Genomic DNA, 14,237 nt, shown 5'->3' with positions numbered 1-14,237 from the left:
AAGAGGCAGAAATTTTATGATCATCAAACCGCGGGTTCGTGGCTTTATCTGTGTGACCGCCCACCCTGTTGGCTGCGAAGCGAACGTCAAAGAGCAGATCGACTATGTGACCGAACACGGTGCCATCGAAGGTGGCCCGAAGAAAGTCCTGGTGCTCGGTGCGTCCACCGGTTACGGCCTGGCTGCGCGTATCAGTGCCGCGTTTGGTTGTGGCGCCGACACCCTTGGCGTGTTTTTTGAAAAAGAAGGCGAAGAAGGCAAGCTCAGCTCTGCCGGCTGGTACAACAGCGCCGCTTTCCACAAGTTTGCCGCCGAAAAAGGCCTGTACGCCAAGAGCATCAATGGCGATGCGTTCTCTGACGAGATCAAGCGCCTGACCATCGAAACCATCAAGAAAGACCTGGGCAAGATCGACCTGGTGGTCTACAGCCTGGCCGCGCCGCGCCGTACTGACCCGCAGGGCGTGGTGCACAACTCCACCCTCAAGCCGATCGGCAAGGCTGTGACCCTGCGCGGGATCAACACCGACAAGGGCGTTGTGGTCGACACCACCCTGGAGCCGGCGACCCAGGAAGAAATCGACGGCACCGTCAAAGTGATGGGCGGCGAAGACTGGCAGCTGTGGATCGACGCCCTGCGTGACGCCGACGTGCTGGCCGAAGGCGCCAAGACCACCGCGTTCACCTACCTGGGCGAAAAACTGACCCAGGATATTTACTGGAACGGCTCCATCGGCGAGGCCAAGAAAGACCTCGACAAGAAAGTCCTGACCCTGCGCGACAACCTCGCCGCACTTAAGGGCGATGCCCGCGTCTCGGTGCTCAAGGCCGTGGTTACCCAGGCCAGTTCGGCGATCCCGATCATGCCGTTGTACCTGTCGCTGCTGTTCAAGGTGATGAAAGAGCAGGGCACCCACGAAGGCTGCATCGAGCAGGTCTACGGTCTGTTCAAGGACAGCCTGTACGGCAGCGAGCCGAAGCTTGACGCCGATGGCCGCCTGCGTGCCGACCTGGCGGAGCTGGAACCGAAAGTCCAGGACTCCGTGGCGGCGCTGTGGAACCAGGTGACCGATGACAACGTCAACGAAATCAGCGATTTTGCCGGCTACAAGGCAGAGTTCCTGCGCCTGTTCGGTTTCGAGATTGATGGCGTGGATTACGACGCGGACGTCAATCCGACCGTGAAGATTGAAGGTCTGGTTCAGGCTTAAGCTCTAACAAACGAAGCGAAACCCTTGTGGGAGCTGTCGAGCCCCGGCGAGGCTGCGATAGCGGTGGTTCAGGCAACATAATGTTGCAGTGCCGCCGCTATCGCAGCCTCGCCGGGGCTCGACAGCTCCCACATTTGCTTCATGCTGGGTGTTCCAGTGACCACACTCGGCTAACGGAGGATCTTCATGACGATTCGTGCAGTAGTTTTTGATTTCGGCGGTGTTCTGTTTGATTGGAGCCCGCAGCATCTGTACCGCAAACTGATTACCGGTGACGAGGAGCGCCAATGGTTCCTCGAGAACATCTGTACCCAGGCCTGGAACACCGAACAGGACGCTGGGCGCACCCTGGCTGAAGCCACCCACAGCCTGATCGCCGAACACCCGCAACATGAGGCCCTGATCCGGGCCTACTACGACCGCTGGCATGAAATGCTGCGCGGCCCGCTCGCCGACGGCGTAGCGATTCTTGAAGACCTGCATGAGGCTAAAGTGCCGCTGTTCGGCTTGACCAACTGGTCCGCTGAAACCTTCCCCTATGCTCGTGCCAACTACCCCTTCCTGAAGTACTTTCGCAATATCGTGGTGTCCGGCGAGGTAAAGCTGATCAAGCCCGACCCTGCGATCTACCGCGCCAGCCTTGACCAGGTGCGCGCCCATTTGCCGGATATCCGCCCCGAAGAACTGGTGTTTATCGACGATGTGGCTGAAAACGCCCACGCTGCCAGTGCTGTGGGCTGGCGGGGTATTCATCATGTATCACCCGAGCAGACCCGCGGTGAGCTGAAGGCCCTGGGGGTGAATTTCTAACGCGCCCATTGTTCGATCACGAAGTCGACGAAGGCCCGCAGCTTGGGCAGGCGGTAGCGGTCCTGTGCATATAGAAGGTGCATGGAGCGCGAAGGTGACTGATAACCTGGCAGTAGCGCCACCAGTCGGCCCGCCAGCAGGTCGGCGGCCACCAGGGCGTCGGGTAGCATCACGATGCCCATGCCTTCGACGGCCGCGCGCTGCAGGGCCTGGGAGCTGTTGATGGTCATGGGCCCGGACACGGCGACTTCGACTTCACCCTCGGCCCCCCGTAGGCGCCAGAGCTTGTCGGCGTTGCGCCAGTCATCGGTCGATGGGTAGGCGAACGCCAGGCAGTCGTGGTTCTGCAAGTCCATGGGTTGCTGGGGTGTACCCCGGCGCGCCAGATAATCCGGCGATGCGCACAGGGTCATGGTGTAGTCCTGCAAGGGCCGGGCGATCAGGCTCGAAGGTTGCAGCTCACCCAGGCGGATCGCGACGTCGAAGCCACTGTCGATCAGGTCCATCGTTTGATTGCTCAACACCACGTACAGCTGGATCAGCGGGTAGCGGCGGGAAAACTCACTGAGCGCCGGTGCCAGGCGCTCGGCCCCGAACGCGGGCGGTGCGGTGATGCGCAGCAACCCTTGGGGCGCTTCGCGGTGGACCTGTTCCGCCAATTGCTCGGAGTTGGCCACCAGCCCCAGGACTTCCAGGCAGCGCTGGTAATACAGGCCGCCGAACTCGGTCAGGCTTTGCTTGCGGGTCGTGCGCTTGAGCAGGCTGACGCCGAGGCGTTGTTCCAGGGCGCGCAGGTGGTTGCCGACCATGGTCGTAGACAGGCCGCAGACCTGGGCGGCTGCGGTCATGCTGCCGGTTTCTACCACTTTGACGTAGACGCTCATTGCCTGGAACAGGTCCATTATCAAGTCCTGATTTAAAGTCATTGCAGGTGTGCGCAGTTTATCCAGCTTGAGTGGCTAACGATACTAAGGCCATGACCTTGATGGAGCCCGATGCCATGACCGCCGCTTGCCTGATGACCACCTATCAACCTCTGGCCCTGAGCTTTGCCCGTGGCTTGGGCACCCGCCTGTGGGACCAGCAAGGCCGTGAATACCTTGACGCGGTGGCCGGGGTTGCCGTGACCAATGTCGGTCACTCCCACCCGCGGCTGGTGACGGCAATCAGCGAGCAAGCCGGGTTGCTGTTGCATACCTCCAACTTGTACGGCATCGACTGGCAGCAAAGGCTGGCCCAACGTTTGGCCCGGCTATCGGGCCTGGATCAGGCGTTTTTCAACAATTCTGGCGCCGAGGCCAATGAAACCGCGTTGAAACTGGCGCGCCTGCACGGTTGGAAAAAAGGCATCGAGCAGCCGCTGGTGGTGGTCATGGAGAACGCCTTCCACGGCCGCACCCTGGGCACCATGGCCGCCAGTGACGGGCCATCGGTGCGCCTGGGGTTCCAGCGTTTGCCGGGGGATTTCATCAAGGTCGGCTTTGGCGACCTGACGGCATTGGACGCAGTGACCCGTGAGTTTGGCGCCCGGATAGTCGCGGTATTGCTGGAGCCGATCCAGGGTGAAAGTGGCGTGCAACTGGCCCCGCCGGGCTATCTGAAAGCCTTGCGCGCCCACTGCAGCCAGCACGGTTGGTTATTGATGCTCGATGAGATCCAGACCGGCATTGGCCGTACCGGCACCTGGTTTGCCTTCCAGCAGGAGGGGATTGTCCCGGACGTCATGACCCTGGCCAAAGGCTTGGGCAACGGCATTCCGATTGGCGCCTGCCTGGCCCGTGCCTCGGTGGCCAAGCTCTTCACCCCAGGCAGCCATGGCAGCACCTTTGGCGGTAACCCGCTGGCGTGTCGCGTGGGCTGCACGGTGCTGGATATCATCGAGGAACAAGGCCTGCTGGAGAACGCCGCGCGCCAGGGCGAGCGGCTGCTGGCGCGGCTGCGAGTGGAGTTGAGTGAGCATCCGCAGGTGCTGGCGATCCGTGGTCGTGGCCTGATGATCGGCATTGAACTGGCCACGCCGCAGCGCGACCTGGCCGAACGGGCCGCACGGGAGCAGGGGTTGTTGCTCAACGTTACGCGGGGCAAGGTCATTCGCCTGCTGCCGCCCCTGACCCTGGACAGCAAGGAAGTGGAGATGATTGTGCGGGCCATCGCTCGGTTACTGTGAAGCGGGTCCGTTCAGCCACTCCTGGTTCAGCGTCTGGCTATCCCCCAGGTAGTCCAGGAGCCAGGCCATGGCGGGTGACAGTTTGTTCTGCGCCCAGGCCACGCAGGACGGGCTGGCCGGGAAGGGCCGGGACAGTTGCAGGGCCGCCAGCTCACCGCTGTCGATCAATGGCTGCACCAGGTGCGCCGGCACCATGCCGACGCACAACCCGTCCTGCAGGCAATCCATGGCCGATGCCCAGTTGGGGACCACCAGGCGCCGCTGGTTATCCAGGGTCCAGGTGTCGCGCTTGGGCAGGTTGCGCGAAGTGTCGGTCATGCACAGCGACGCAAAGGGTCGCAGTTGATCGTCACTGAGCAAACCGTCGAGCTGGGCCAACGGATGCCGGGCGCTGACCACGCACAGCCAGTTCAACAAGCCCATATCACGAAATGTGAAGTGGCTGGCCACCGGCACCGCGCTGGTGGCGCCGATCACGATATCGGTGCGCTCGTCCGCCAGGGCGTCCCACACCCCGTTGTACACCTCGTACTCCAGCAGCAACTCCACTTCCGGGAACTGGCGATAGAAGTCCAGCACCAGTTGCCGGCAACGCTGCTGTTTGACGATGGAGTCCACCGCCACCTTCAGCTGGCCGCTCCAGCCATTGGCCACCTGCTGGCACAGCCGGCGGGTGCCGAGCATGGTTTTCATCACGCCACGGGCTTCGTCGATAAACAGGCGGCCGGCGGGGGTCAGCTCTACATCGCGGTGGCGGCGGATAAACAGCGGCACTGCCAGCCATTCTTCGATTTGCCGCACGGTGTAGCTGATGGCCGAGGGTACGCGGTGCAGTTCCTGGGCAGCAGCGCTGAAGCTACCGTGACGGGCCACGGCATCCACCACATCCAGGGAGTATTCGGACCACATGAGGGGTGCCTTCAAAAATATTGATAAGAGCGTCCAATTATTATCGCTTCACAGAGCAACTGCCAGCTTCATAATAGGCGCCAGTCAGCAAATTGTTTGATGGCAGTACTTACAAGGCTTCAATGAAAAACTCTTTTGGTTTTACCTGGTACCTGGCGGGGCTGAGCATGCTCGGTTATTTGGCCATGGATATGTACTTGCCCGCGTTCGGCGCCATGGGCGAACACCTGCAGATTTCCCCCGGTGCGGTGGGGGCCAGTTTGAGTATCTTCCTCGCCGGTTTTGCCGTGGGGCAACTGCTCTGGGGGCCGCTGTCGGACCGCCTGGGGCGCAAGCCGATCCTGCTGGCCGGCCTGAGCCTGTTTGTGCTCGGCTGCCTGGGGATGTTCTGGGTCGAGACCGCGCCGCAACTGCTGGCGTTGCGTTTTGTACAGTCGATTGGGGTGTGCAGCGCCGCAGTCAGTTGGCAGGCGCTGGTGATTGACCGGTACCCGGCCGACAAGGCGCACCGAGTGTTTGCCAGTATCATGCCGCTGATGTCCCTGTCACCGGCGCTGGCACCGTTGTTGGGGGCGGTGGTGTTGAATCACTGGGGCTGGCAGGCGATCTTTGCCGTGTTGCTGGTCGTCTCGCTGTTACTGCTGTTGCCGACTCTGTTCCTCAAACCGATGCCCAAGCGCCTGGCCACTGATGGCGAACAGTCGCGGCTGGGTTACGGGCAATTGTTCAAGTCGCGGGTGTTTACCGGCAATGTGATGATCTTCGCCGCGTGCTCCGCCAGCTTCTTCGCCTGGCTCACCGCCTCGCCATTTATTCTCGGTGGCATGGGCTACAGCCCCAATGACATCGGCCTGAGTTATGTGCTGCCGACCCTGGCGTTTCTGGTGGGCGGCTACAGCTGCCGCAGTGCCCTGCAACGGTTCCAGGGCAAACTCCTGTTGCCGTGGTTGCTGGTGGCGTATTGCGTGAGCATGGTGGCGTTGTATCTGGTCGCGACCTTGACGGTGCCGACGTTGACCACCTTGCTGATTCCGTTCTGCCTGATGGCCCTGGTCAACGGCGCCAGCTATCCGATTGTGGTGGCGAATGCGCTGATGCCGTTTTCGGAAAACTCCGGCAAGGCCGCCGCCCTGCAAAACACCCTGCAACTGGGCTTGTGCTTTGTCGCCAGCCTGCTGGTGTCATCCTTGCTGGAGCAGCCGTTGCTGGTCACGGTGATCGTGATGCTGGCGACCGCGCCGCTGGCGGTGCTGGGTTACTGGCTGGCGCGGACCAAGGCGGATGAGTCGCAGATGGCGCCGGCCTAGCCTAGAAGGTCACTTCCATATTCAATGTCGGTGTCGAGGTGCGGCTGCCACGGCCGCCATCGACCCCGAACTTGTTATGCCAGTATTCGTAGCCTACCCCCAGGTACAGGTTGGGCTTGACGCTTTTGCCCGGCCGTACCGCGACCATCAGCGCGGTGCGCATCAGGGTTTCTGCGGCGGTGTCGCGACTGTTGTAGTCATGGCCTTTGTCACCGACATGGTTGATAAAGCCCTGGAACTTTGCGCCATGGTTGCCGAGTTCGAATGGGCGCATCCAGGTCAGGTTGAGCATGTAGGTGTCGTCGAAGGTGTGGTTCGGATCCTTCGCACCGGGGATGCCGGAATGGTTGTTTTCCTTGTAGTACATCAGGCTCAGGTCCAGCACCCCGACCGTATTGAACTTCACGGTCGGCCCGACCACCAGGGCGCGTTTTTTCGCGGATGCCAGGTTGTTGTTGCGGTTGGCATCGAACCCCAGGGTCAGCGCGTAATCCTTGATCAGCCCGGTGCCCAGCGGCCTGTCGAAGACCCGTGACGCATACAGCTGATGGCGGTAGACCGCATACACCTCGCTGCCGCCGTGATCGGTGCCCTTGCGCGGGTCACGGCTGTCGGACAGGAAGACGTCGAGGTTGAGGAAGTTGCTGCCGTACTGGTAACCACTGGCATGGGTGAAGCTGTAGATGCGCTTGCTGAATTCGTCGGGGTTGTTCGGATTGGTGAACTGTTGTCCGTAGCGAAATCCTACGCTGTTGTTCATCCATTCCACCGCGACAGCCTCCCCGCCGCCGAGGAGTGTGAGTAATACGGTTGCGCCGTGCAGTGCCTTTTTCATTGTTTTAGTTCCTTTGGCGTTTGGCTCGTGGCAGCCGTGCAGGGGCCGCCGGGCGCAGTATCGACACAACCGCCGTGATGCTCAAAGAACAGAATATCGACTGGGCTGCTGCCGAATCGGCAGCACTGAAGCTGGCCTGAAGGTCAGGAAATACGCGGTGTACAGGGCAATTCTTCGCGTTCACGCAAAGCAATTTCCTCGCTGATCAGGTGGGCCATCGACTCGACCGCCGTGGGCAAATCCCGGCCTTTGCGCGCATACAGCCCCAGGTCGCTGAACATCCCACCCTGGTCGCTCAAGGGAATGTGCAGCAACTCACCCCTGGCCAAATCGGCCTCGATCCCGATGCGCGTCTGGAACGCCACCCCCAACTGCTGGCGCGCCAACTGCCGCGCCAGTTCCATGGAATTGCTTTGCAGCAAGGGCTTGTGCGCGGCCGACGAGCGTTTGTGCAGCGGGGCGATCAGGTGATGGATCGACAGCTCGCTGTTGGCCTGGATCACCCCGTGCTCGGTGCACAGGGTGTAGCTGACGCTGGCATGGGAAGCCAGTGGATGCCCCGGCGCTACCAATGCCCCGAGGCGGAAATGGCCGACACACAGTTGCGTGGTTTCCGCGCTGCGCGGCAGGGCAAAGGCCAGCCCCAGGTCTGCCTGGCCATTGATCACCGCCGCCGGAATGGATTGTGAGCCCTGCACGGTCACACCGATGGTCACCGCCGGGTAGCGCTGGCGCATGCGTTTGAGCACGGCGGGCAGCAACTCCACTGTCGCGCCTTCCACCGTGGCGATCTCTACATGCCCGGTCTGTACCTGGTTCAGGCCTTCCAGTTCGCCGCGCACCCGCTCCACATCCTGCAGCACCAGGGTCACATGGCGGGTCAGGATTTCCCCGGCCGCAGTCAGGCGCAGCCCACCGGGCAGGCGCTCGAACAGGACCGCACCGACTTCGTCTTCGAGTTTGAGAATCTGCCGGTTCACTGCCGACGAGGCCACGTTTAGCCGGCGCGCGGCTTCGCGGATCGAATGGCAGCGGCGGACCATATCGAAGTAGCAAATGGCCGCAGAGTGGATGCGCAGCGTGCGGTTGAGCATTTTTTTCAGGTCCTTGTGGGCACGGCTTGAGGCCTTTGGGCAGGGTGGCTGAATGGATTTTTGTAACGTCGATAGCGGGCATCTTGTGGAAATGATTGTATACAACTCTATGGACATCCAATCTTTCTATTGCATACAGTGAGCGCACAACAAAAACAGAGAACCCCTCACCATGACTATCCCGAAGGCGTCACCGCAACGGCCAGAAGATGAGAATCTTGGCGTCGCTGCCAACATGGCTTACGGCCTGCAGCATGTACTGACCATGTATGGCGGCATCGTGGCCGTGCCGTTGATCGTCGGCCAGGCAGCCGGGTTATCCCCCGCCGATATTGGCCTGTTGATCGCCGCGTCGCTGTTTGCCGGTGGCCTGGCCACGCTGTTGCAAACCCTGGGCCTGCCGTTTTTTGGCTGTCAGTTGCCCTTGGTGCAAGGGGTGTCGTTTGCCGGTGTGGCGACCATGGTGGCGATTGTCGGCAGCGACGGCGCAGGCGGTGTGCCGGCGATCCTGGGCGCGGTGATGGCCGCGTCGCTGATCGGGTTGCTGATCACCCCGATATTCTCGCGAATTACCAAGTTCTTCCCGCCGTTGGTGACCGGAATCGTGATTACCACCATTGGCCTGACGCTGATGCCGGTCGCCGCCCGTTGGGCCATGGGCGGTAACAGTCGCGCCGCTGACTTTGGCAGCATGCCGAACATCGGCCTGGCGGCCATCACCCTGGTGCTGGTGCTGTTGCTGAGCAAGGTGGGCAGCGCCACCATCTCGCGCCTGTCGATCCTGCTGGCGATGGTGTTTGGCACATTGATCGCGGTGTTCCTCGGCATGGCGGACTTCTCCACCGTGACCCAGGGCCCGATGATCGGCTTCCCCACGCCGTTCCACTTCGGCATGCCGACCTTCCATGTAGCCGCGATCCTGTCCATGTGCATCGTGGTCATGGTGACCCTGGTGGAAACCTCGGCGGATATTCTGGCGGTGGGCGAGATCATCGACACCAAGGTTGACTCCAAGCGCCTGGGCAACGGCCTGCGTGCCGACATGCTGTCGAGCATGTTTGCGCCGATCTTCGGTTCGTTCACCCAAAGCGCCTTCGCACAGAACGTTGGCCTGGTGGCGGTGACCGGGGTCAAGAGCCGCTATGTGGTGGCCACGGGTGGTCTGTTCCTGGTGATCCTTGGCCTGCTGCCCTTTATGGGCCGGGTGATTGCGGCAGTGCCCACCTCGGTGCTGGGCGGCGCCGGGATCGTATTGTTCGGCACCGTGGCGGCCAGTGGGATCCGCACGCTGTCCAAGGTCGATTACCGTAACAACATGAACCTGATCATTGTTGCCACCTCCATCGGTTTCGGCATGATCCCCATCGCTGCGCCGAGCTTCTACGATCAGTTCCCCAGCTGGTTTGCGACCATCTTCCACTCGGGGATCAGCTCCTCGGCGATCATGGCGATCCTGTTGAACCTGGCGTTCAACCACTTCACAGCCGGCAACTCGGACCAGCAATCGGTGTTCGTCGCCGGCACCGAGCGCAGCCTGTGCTTCCAGGATGTGGCGGCACTGCGGGATGGGGACTACTTCAGCAAGGGCAAATTGTTTGATGCCGAGGGCAAGGAGATCCCGGTGGTGGATGCATCACCGCAGAAAGCGACGGTGGCGGGGCGGGCTGAAACCAGCGAGGTGTAACGCCACAAAAAACTGAATGTGGCGAGCTTGTGTGGGAGCGGGCTTGCCCGCGATAGCGGTGGGTCAGTTGATCACTATTTGACTGACACTCCGCCATCGTGGGCAAGCCCGCTCCCACATTGGATTTGTGGTGTTTAGAAGACCGTTGGCGAGCACACCTCATCCAAAAATTTCACCACTGTGCCCATGCACGGCTGGCGCTCCTCCACATGGGGCATATGGCTGGAGTCTTCAAACAGCGCTCCGCGCACATCGCCGATTTCATCGAGGAACGCTTTGAATTCCAAGGAAGCGGCCTGGTCGTGGCGCCCGGAAATCACCAGGGTCGGCACCTTGATCTGCGACAACCGGCCAATGTCGAGGGGGCCATGCAAGGCGTTGTACACCGTAGGGTCGGCCGCCATCTGCGCGAAGGTGCGTGCCACTTCTTCGGGCCACGGGTTGATCCGGCACAGGGGCTGGTCATCGAAGCCGGCCGCCAGGTTGGCAGCGATAAAGGCGCACAGGCCCAGGGGTTGGCGAATCGCGTGTTCACTGCCGAGTCTGCCGCCCCAGGCGTGCCCGAGAATCGCGTAATGGTTGTGGATGTGCAGATGGTCGAGCAGGTTGTCCAGCTCTTCGAGAAACAGCTCAAGCGTCCAGAAATCTGCGGGCTGGTGGGGCAGGTGGGTGGAGTGGCCATTGCCCAGTTGGTCATAGTGAATCACCGCATGCCCACTGGCTGCCACGTCCTTGAAGGCTTCCAGATAGTCATGGGTACCGCCGGGGCCTCCGTGGAGGATGACCAGTGGGGCCTTGCCGCTGTCGAGGTTGCCGGTCACGCGATACCACGTCTGGTAACCGCGAAAGGCTGCATAGCCTTGGCGGGTCTGTTCGATGAATTCCATTTCCGGCCCTGCCATCAAAAATTGGTCGGGTACACGATAGTTTGAACAAAACGTTTAAGTAACTGGCAAAACGGCTAGGTTTTCGTGGCGAGTCGGCAAGGCCCTGGCGGGTGTTCATGGACAGGCCCGCTAACAGAGCTGTCAGTCGGACAGCAGTTTGCTCAGGGCGCCTATATCCATCGCTTCATTGATCGTCACAGGGGCCGAAAAGGTAAAGCGCTCCTTATAGAGCGATTCATATTCCATATCGGCAAACACTTCATTCTCTTGCAGGAAAAGACTGAGTTGAAACAGGCAATAGCCCCCAAATAGTGTGCTCTTGGTCGGCGATAGGATGGCTATCTCATTGCCGGGCCTGACAGCCGCACCCTCGGTGGGCCAGCCTTTGGAGAAGCACTCGGGTTTTAGCCGGGCTTTTTTCAACACGGCTGGCCAACGGCTGTCACCCAGACCGTCGAATTGTTCGCCTCCCACCCGGATTTTGAATGAGGTGATGATGCCGGGCCCGATACCTTCGTTGGAAAGATACAGGCCTGCTTTTTCTGCGGTCAGGTGGGGGGTGACCATCAGATACGGCCTGACAGACAGCCGGTTGTGCTCACGCATCAAGTCCAACTGCCAGAAGGAAATCGACGCGGCGGCAATGGAAATCACCAAGGCCGCCAGCGAGAGGACTGTGCCGGAGGAGAACCGGGGCTTTTTTGGTGTCAGGGCAGTGGTGGGGCGACGGGGTTTGAAAAGGGGATGGTCATGCTTCTTTTTCACGGGGCGACGTCCTGTCGGGAGGGTTGCAAGATAAATCTCGGGCAAGAAAACCTACATGTCTGCAGGTTGCTGCTGGCGTGGGGCTCACGACCTGAACTCGAATATACAGACAGGGCATTGATGCCCCCCCGGAGGATGAGGTCACAAGCGTTTTTATACCGGCCGGGCCATGGCCGGATCCTTCCCTGGATCTGGCGACAAACGGCTGTTTAGAAGCTGTAGCGGGCGGTCAGTTTCACATTACGGGGGTCGCCGTAGATGTCGTACGGGGTATAGCCGCCATTGGCTACGCTGCTGTAGTAGGTGCGGTCAAACAGGTTGTTGAGGTTGAGTTGCAGGTCCAGTTGCTCGCTGGCCTTGTACCCTGCCACCAGGCCGACCACCGTGTACGAGCCCTGCTGGTTTTTCCAGGCAGCGGCGCCGGTACCGCCCGAGGTGCGGATGCGGCTCTGCTGGTAGACATCACCGCCAACGCGCCAGCGCTGCAGCTCACCGGGCAGGCTGTAGATCGTCGACAGCTTGAACAGTTGGCGCGGTTTAGCGCGGTCGAAGTCCTCGCCCTCGCGGGCGGCGTTGGCGTCGTTGACGTATTTCGTCTGGGTGTAGGTGTAACCGGCGGACAGTTGCAAGTCGTCGGTCAGGGCGCCCTGGATTTCCAGGTCAATGCCCTTGCTGCGCACCAGGCCGGCAGCCTCAGAGCATTCACTGGCGGGGCCCGAACCGCAGCCTTTGAAATCGGGCAGGTCCTGGGCGCGATTCTTCTGATCGACCTGGAAAACCGCCATGCTGGCGTTCAGCGCGCCATCAAAATATTCGCCCTTGATGCCCACTTCGTAGTTCTCGCCCACTATCGGCGCGATCACTTTTCGGTCGAGGCCTTTGTTGCTCTGGGGCTTGAAGATATCGGTGTAGCTGACATAGACCGAGTGATTGGCGTCCAGATCGTAGACCAGGCCGGCGTAGCGGGTCAGATTACGCGTAACCTTGTAATTGCCTTCACTGTTGGCGCTGTCTTCGAACGCGTACCAGTCCAGGCGGCTGCCGAGAATCAGCGACAGTGGCTCGGTCAAACGCAGGCGGGTGCTGGCATAGAAACTGTCTTGAGTGGTGGTCTCTGGCAGGCCGTTGTCGCCCCTGACGTAATCGGGTTTGGCGTGACCCCGAGGGTCCCACTCGAAGGGATTGCTGCCCTTGTCGATGAACGCGCTCCAGGCCTTACCGGAACGATAATCCAGCTCGCGCCGACTGAGGCCGACCGTCAGGTCATGCTCTTGGCCGAGCATCTGGAAGGGGCCGCTGAGTGCCAGGTCGTAGCCGGTCTCCTTCTGCTCCATGGCTTCTGTCCATAGATAGTGGCGATTGTAATCCCACACCGAAGAGGCCAGCACGTCAGTGTCGGTCTTGGACTGCATGGCTGCCAGGCGCAGCTTCCAATCGTTGGCCAAGCCTTGCTCCAGGGTCGCGAAATAGCCAGTGGTGCGATTGTCCGAGTATTCCCAGTCATGCCCCAGGAAGGTGTCGCGCGGCAGCCCCAGATGACCGCCACCACGTGCCATGGGCAATCCGCCCCAAATGTAGTTGGTGTGGTTCTTCTGCCGGTAGGCCCCGAGTGTCAGGGTGGAGTCATCGCTCAGGTCGGCGTCGACCACCCCATAGAACAGATCGGCATCACTCTCCACCGAGTCTCGGAAGCTTTTGGCGTCTTGCCGCGAGACCACGGTACGGGCGCGCAGTGTGCCGTTTTCATTGAGTGGGCCGCCGACATCCAGGGTGCCGGAGTAATCATCCCAACTGCCGGCACTGCCGGTGAGCGTGGCCTGGAATTTATGGGTCGGGCGCTTGCGCACCAGGTTGATGGCGCCAGCAGGGTTGCCCGCACCCTGGGCCAGTCCGCTGGCGCCACGAACGATCTCGACCCGGTCATACATGGCCAGGTTGGCTTCTCCGCTGGGCAGGTAGGTCAGGAAGCTGGTGGGAAAACCGTCGTACATGATGTTGTCGATGTCGAAGCCGCGCGCACTGAACGTCGGCCGACCAGCCCCGCCGGAGTTATTGAGAAAAATCCCCGGCGCACTTTTGGCGACATCGCTGATGCTGGTCATGGCCTTGTCGTCCATGCGCTTGCGCGTGACCACGCTGACCGACTGCGGTGTTTCGCGCAAGGTCAAGGGCAGCTTGGTGGCAGTCTGCATGGCCCCGGTGGTGTAGGAACCGGTGTTCTCGGTCATTTCGCCCAGTTCCTGACCGACGATTGCCGTTGCCCCCAATTGCAGGGGGCCGCTCGATTCAGAGGCTTTCTCCAGCATCACGCTATTCCCACCGGTAGCCCGCCAGGTCAAGCCGCTGCCTTGCAGCAGTTCAGCCAATGCGGCCTCCGGTTCTTTGGAACCGACGACCCCGGGGCTGTGCTTGCCCAATACCAACGTGCCATCGAATATCACCTGTAAACCGCTTTGAGCGGCCAGGCGGTTCAGTGCGCCTGCCAGGGGTTGCGGTGCGATATCGAATGAGTGGGGGTCGGCAACCGCCAGGCTGGATATCAGCATGCACAGCATTGTCAGTGGGGTTA

At 61.0% G+C, this 14,237-nt stretch carries 12 protein-coding genes; 5 read left to right on the top strand and 7 right to left on the bottom strand.

Annotation, left to right across the window (positions count from 1 at the left end):
* The first annotated feature begins 16 nt into the window (after positions 1–16).
* Both fabV and HBR93_RS10280 read left to right on the top strand, forming a co-directional pair.
* Complete coding sequence (gene fabV, locus HBR93_RS10285) at positions 17–1,210, top strand: enoyl-ACP reductase FabV (RefSeq protein WP_169960248.1); 1,194 nt, start codon at positions 17–19, stop codon at positions 1,208–1,210.
* Between the two features lie 186 nt (positions 1,211–1,396).
* The gene (locus HBR93_RS10280) at positions 1,397–2,020 is read left to right on the top strand and encodes an HAD family phosphatase (RefSeq protein WP_169960247.1); all 624 of its coding nucleotides are present in this window, start codon (positions 1,397–1,399) and stop codon (positions 2,018–2,020) included.
* Here HBR93_RS10280 and HBR93_RS10275 read toward each other — a convergent pair.
* On the bottom strand, positions 2,017–2,922 hold the full coding sequence (locus HBR93_RS10275; protein WP_057438556.1) for a LysR family transcriptional regulator: 906 nt from the start codon (positions 2,920–2,922) through the stop codon (positions 2,017–2,019). The two genes, HBR93_RS10280 and HBR93_RS10275, sit on opposite strands and share 4 nt — an antisense overlap.
* Positions 2,923–3,020: 98 nt before the next feature.
* Between HBR93_RS10275 and HBR93_RS10270 the strand changes: the two genes are divergently transcribed.
* Positions 3,021–4,187 carry an aspartate aminotransferase family protein gene (locus tag HBR93_RS10270; RefSeq protein WP_128592933.1) on the top strand — a complete coding sequence of 389 codons (1,167 nt, stop codon included), beginning with the start codon at positions 3,021–3,023 and terminating at the stop codon, positions 4,185–4,187.
* Here HBR93_RS10270 and punR read toward each other — a convergent pair.
* Positions 4,179–5,096: a DNA-binding transcriptional activator PunR gene (punR, locus tag HBR93_RS10265; protein WP_057438557.1), complete on the bottom strand. Its 918-nt coding sequence runs from the start codon at positions 5,094–5,096 to the stop codon at positions 4,179–4,181. The two genes, HBR93_RS10270 and punR, sit on opposite strands and share 9 nt — an antisense overlap.
* A gap of 122 nt (positions 5,097–5,218) precedes the next feature.
* Between punR and punC the strand changes: the two genes are divergently transcribed.
* Entirely contained in the window at positions 5,219–6,403 is a 1,185-nt protein-coding gene (gene punC, locus HBR93_RS10260; RefSeq protein ID WP_115128661.1) for a purine nucleoside transporter PunC, read from the top strand.
* Between the two features lies 1 nt (position 6,404).
* On the opposite strand, the gene HBR93_RS10255 is transcribed toward punC, so the two are convergent.
* Positions 6,405–7,238, bottom strand: coding sequence for a nucleoside-binding protein (locus HBR93_RS10255; RefSeq protein WP_057438559.1), 834 nt, complete (start codon positions 7,236–7,238; stop codon positions 6,405–6,407).
* A 143-nt stretch (positions 7,239–7,381) separates the two neighbouring features.
* Positions 7,382–8,332, bottom strand: coding sequence for a LysR family transcriptional regulator (locus HBR93_RS10250; RefSeq protein ID WP_169960246.1), 951 nt, complete (start codon positions 8,330–8,332; stop codon positions 7,382–7,384).
* A 172-nt stretch (positions 8,333–8,504) separates the two neighbouring features.
* On the opposite strand from HBR93_RS10250, the gene HBR93_RS10245 reads away from it, so the two are divergent.
* Positions 8,505–10,016 carry a nucleobase:cation symporter-2 family protein gene (locus tag HBR93_RS10245; protein WP_057438561.1) on the top strand — a complete coding sequence of 504 codons (1,512 nt, stop codon included), beginning with the start codon at positions 8,505–8,507 and terminating at the stop codon, positions 10,014–10,016.
* A 134-nt stretch (positions 10,017–10,150) separates the two neighbouring features.
* Here HBR93_RS10245 and HBR93_RS10240 read toward each other — a convergent pair whose 3' ends face one another.
* The 3 genes from HBR93_RS10240 to HBR93_RS10230 all read right to left on the bottom strand — a co-directional run bounded on the left by HBR93_RS10240 (position 10,151) and on the right by HBR93_RS10230 (position 14,214).
* Positions 10,151–10,903, bottom strand: coding sequence for an alpha/beta fold hydrolase (locus HBR93_RS10240; protein WP_169960245.1), 753 nt, complete (start codon positions 10,901–10,903; stop codon positions 10,151–10,153).
* A gap of 141 nt (positions 10,904–11,044) precedes the next feature.
* The gene (locus tag HBR93_RS10235) at positions 11,045–11,668 is read right to left on the bottom strand and encodes a hypothetical protein (protein WP_057438563.1); all 624 of its coding nucleotides are present in this window, start codon (positions 11,666–11,668) and stop codon (positions 11,045–11,047) included.
* A 209-nt stretch (positions 11,669–11,877) separates the two neighbouring features.
* Positions 11,878–14,214: a TonB-dependent receptor gene (locus HBR93_RS10230; RefSeq protein WP_262377279.1), complete on the bottom strand. Its 2,337-nt coding sequence runs from the start codon at positions 14,212–14,214 to the stop codon at positions 11,878–11,880.
* Between the last annotated feature and the right edge of the window lie 23 nt (positions 14,215–14,237).

Origin of the sequence: Pseudomonas sp. WS 5411 (assembly GCF_012985595.1) — a bacterium.
Classification (GTDB): Bacteria; Pseudomonadota; Gammaproteobacteria; order Pseudomonadales; family Pseudomonadaceae; genus Aquipseudomonas; species Aquipseudomonas shahriarae.
This window is presented reverse-complemented; position numbering and strand designations above follow the sequence as displayed.

Coding starts and splice junctions, on each gene's coding strand:
- fabV (WP_169960248.1), top strand. CDS start 17: ATGATCATCAAACCGCGGGTTCGTGGCTTTATCTGTGTGACCGCCCAC.
- HBR93_RS10280 (WP_169960247.1), top strand. CDS start 1,397: ATGACGATTCGTGCAGTAGTTTTTGATTTCGGCGGTGTTCTGTTTGAT.
- HBR93_RS10275 (WP_057438556.1), bottom strand. CDS start 2,922: ATGGACCTGTTCCAGGCAATGAGCGTCTACGTCAAAGTGGTAGAAACC.
- HBR93_RS10270 (WP_128592933.1), top strand. CDS start 3,021: ATGACCGCCGCTTGCCTGATGACCACCTATCAACCTCTGGCCCTGAGC.
- punR (WP_057438557.1), bottom strand. CDS start 5,096: ATGTGGTCCGAATACTCCCTGGATGTGGTGGATGCCGTGGCCCGTCAC.
- punC (WP_115128661.1), top strand. CDS start 5,219: ATGAAAAACTCTTTTGGTTTTACCTGGTACCTGGCGGGGCTGAGCATG.
- HBR93_RS10255 (WP_057438559.1), bottom strand. CDS start 7,238: ATGAAAAAGGCACTGCACGGCGCAACCGTATTACTCACACTCCTCGGC.
- HBR93_RS10250 (WP_169960246.1), bottom strand. CDS start 8,332: ATGCTCAACCGCACGCTGCGCATCCACTCTGCGGCCATTTGCTACTTC.
- HBR93_RS10245 (WP_057438561.1), top strand. CDS start 8,505: ATGACTATCCCGAAGGCGTCACCGCAACGGCCAGAAGATGAGAATCTT.
- HBR93_RS10240 (WP_169960245.1), bottom strand. CDS start 10,903: ATGGAATTCATCGAACAGACCCGCCAAGGCTATGCAGCCTTTCGCGGT.
- HBR93_RS10230 (WP_262377279.1), bottom strand. CDS start 14,214: ATGCTGATATCCAGCCTGGCGGTTGCCGACCCCCACTCATTCGATATC.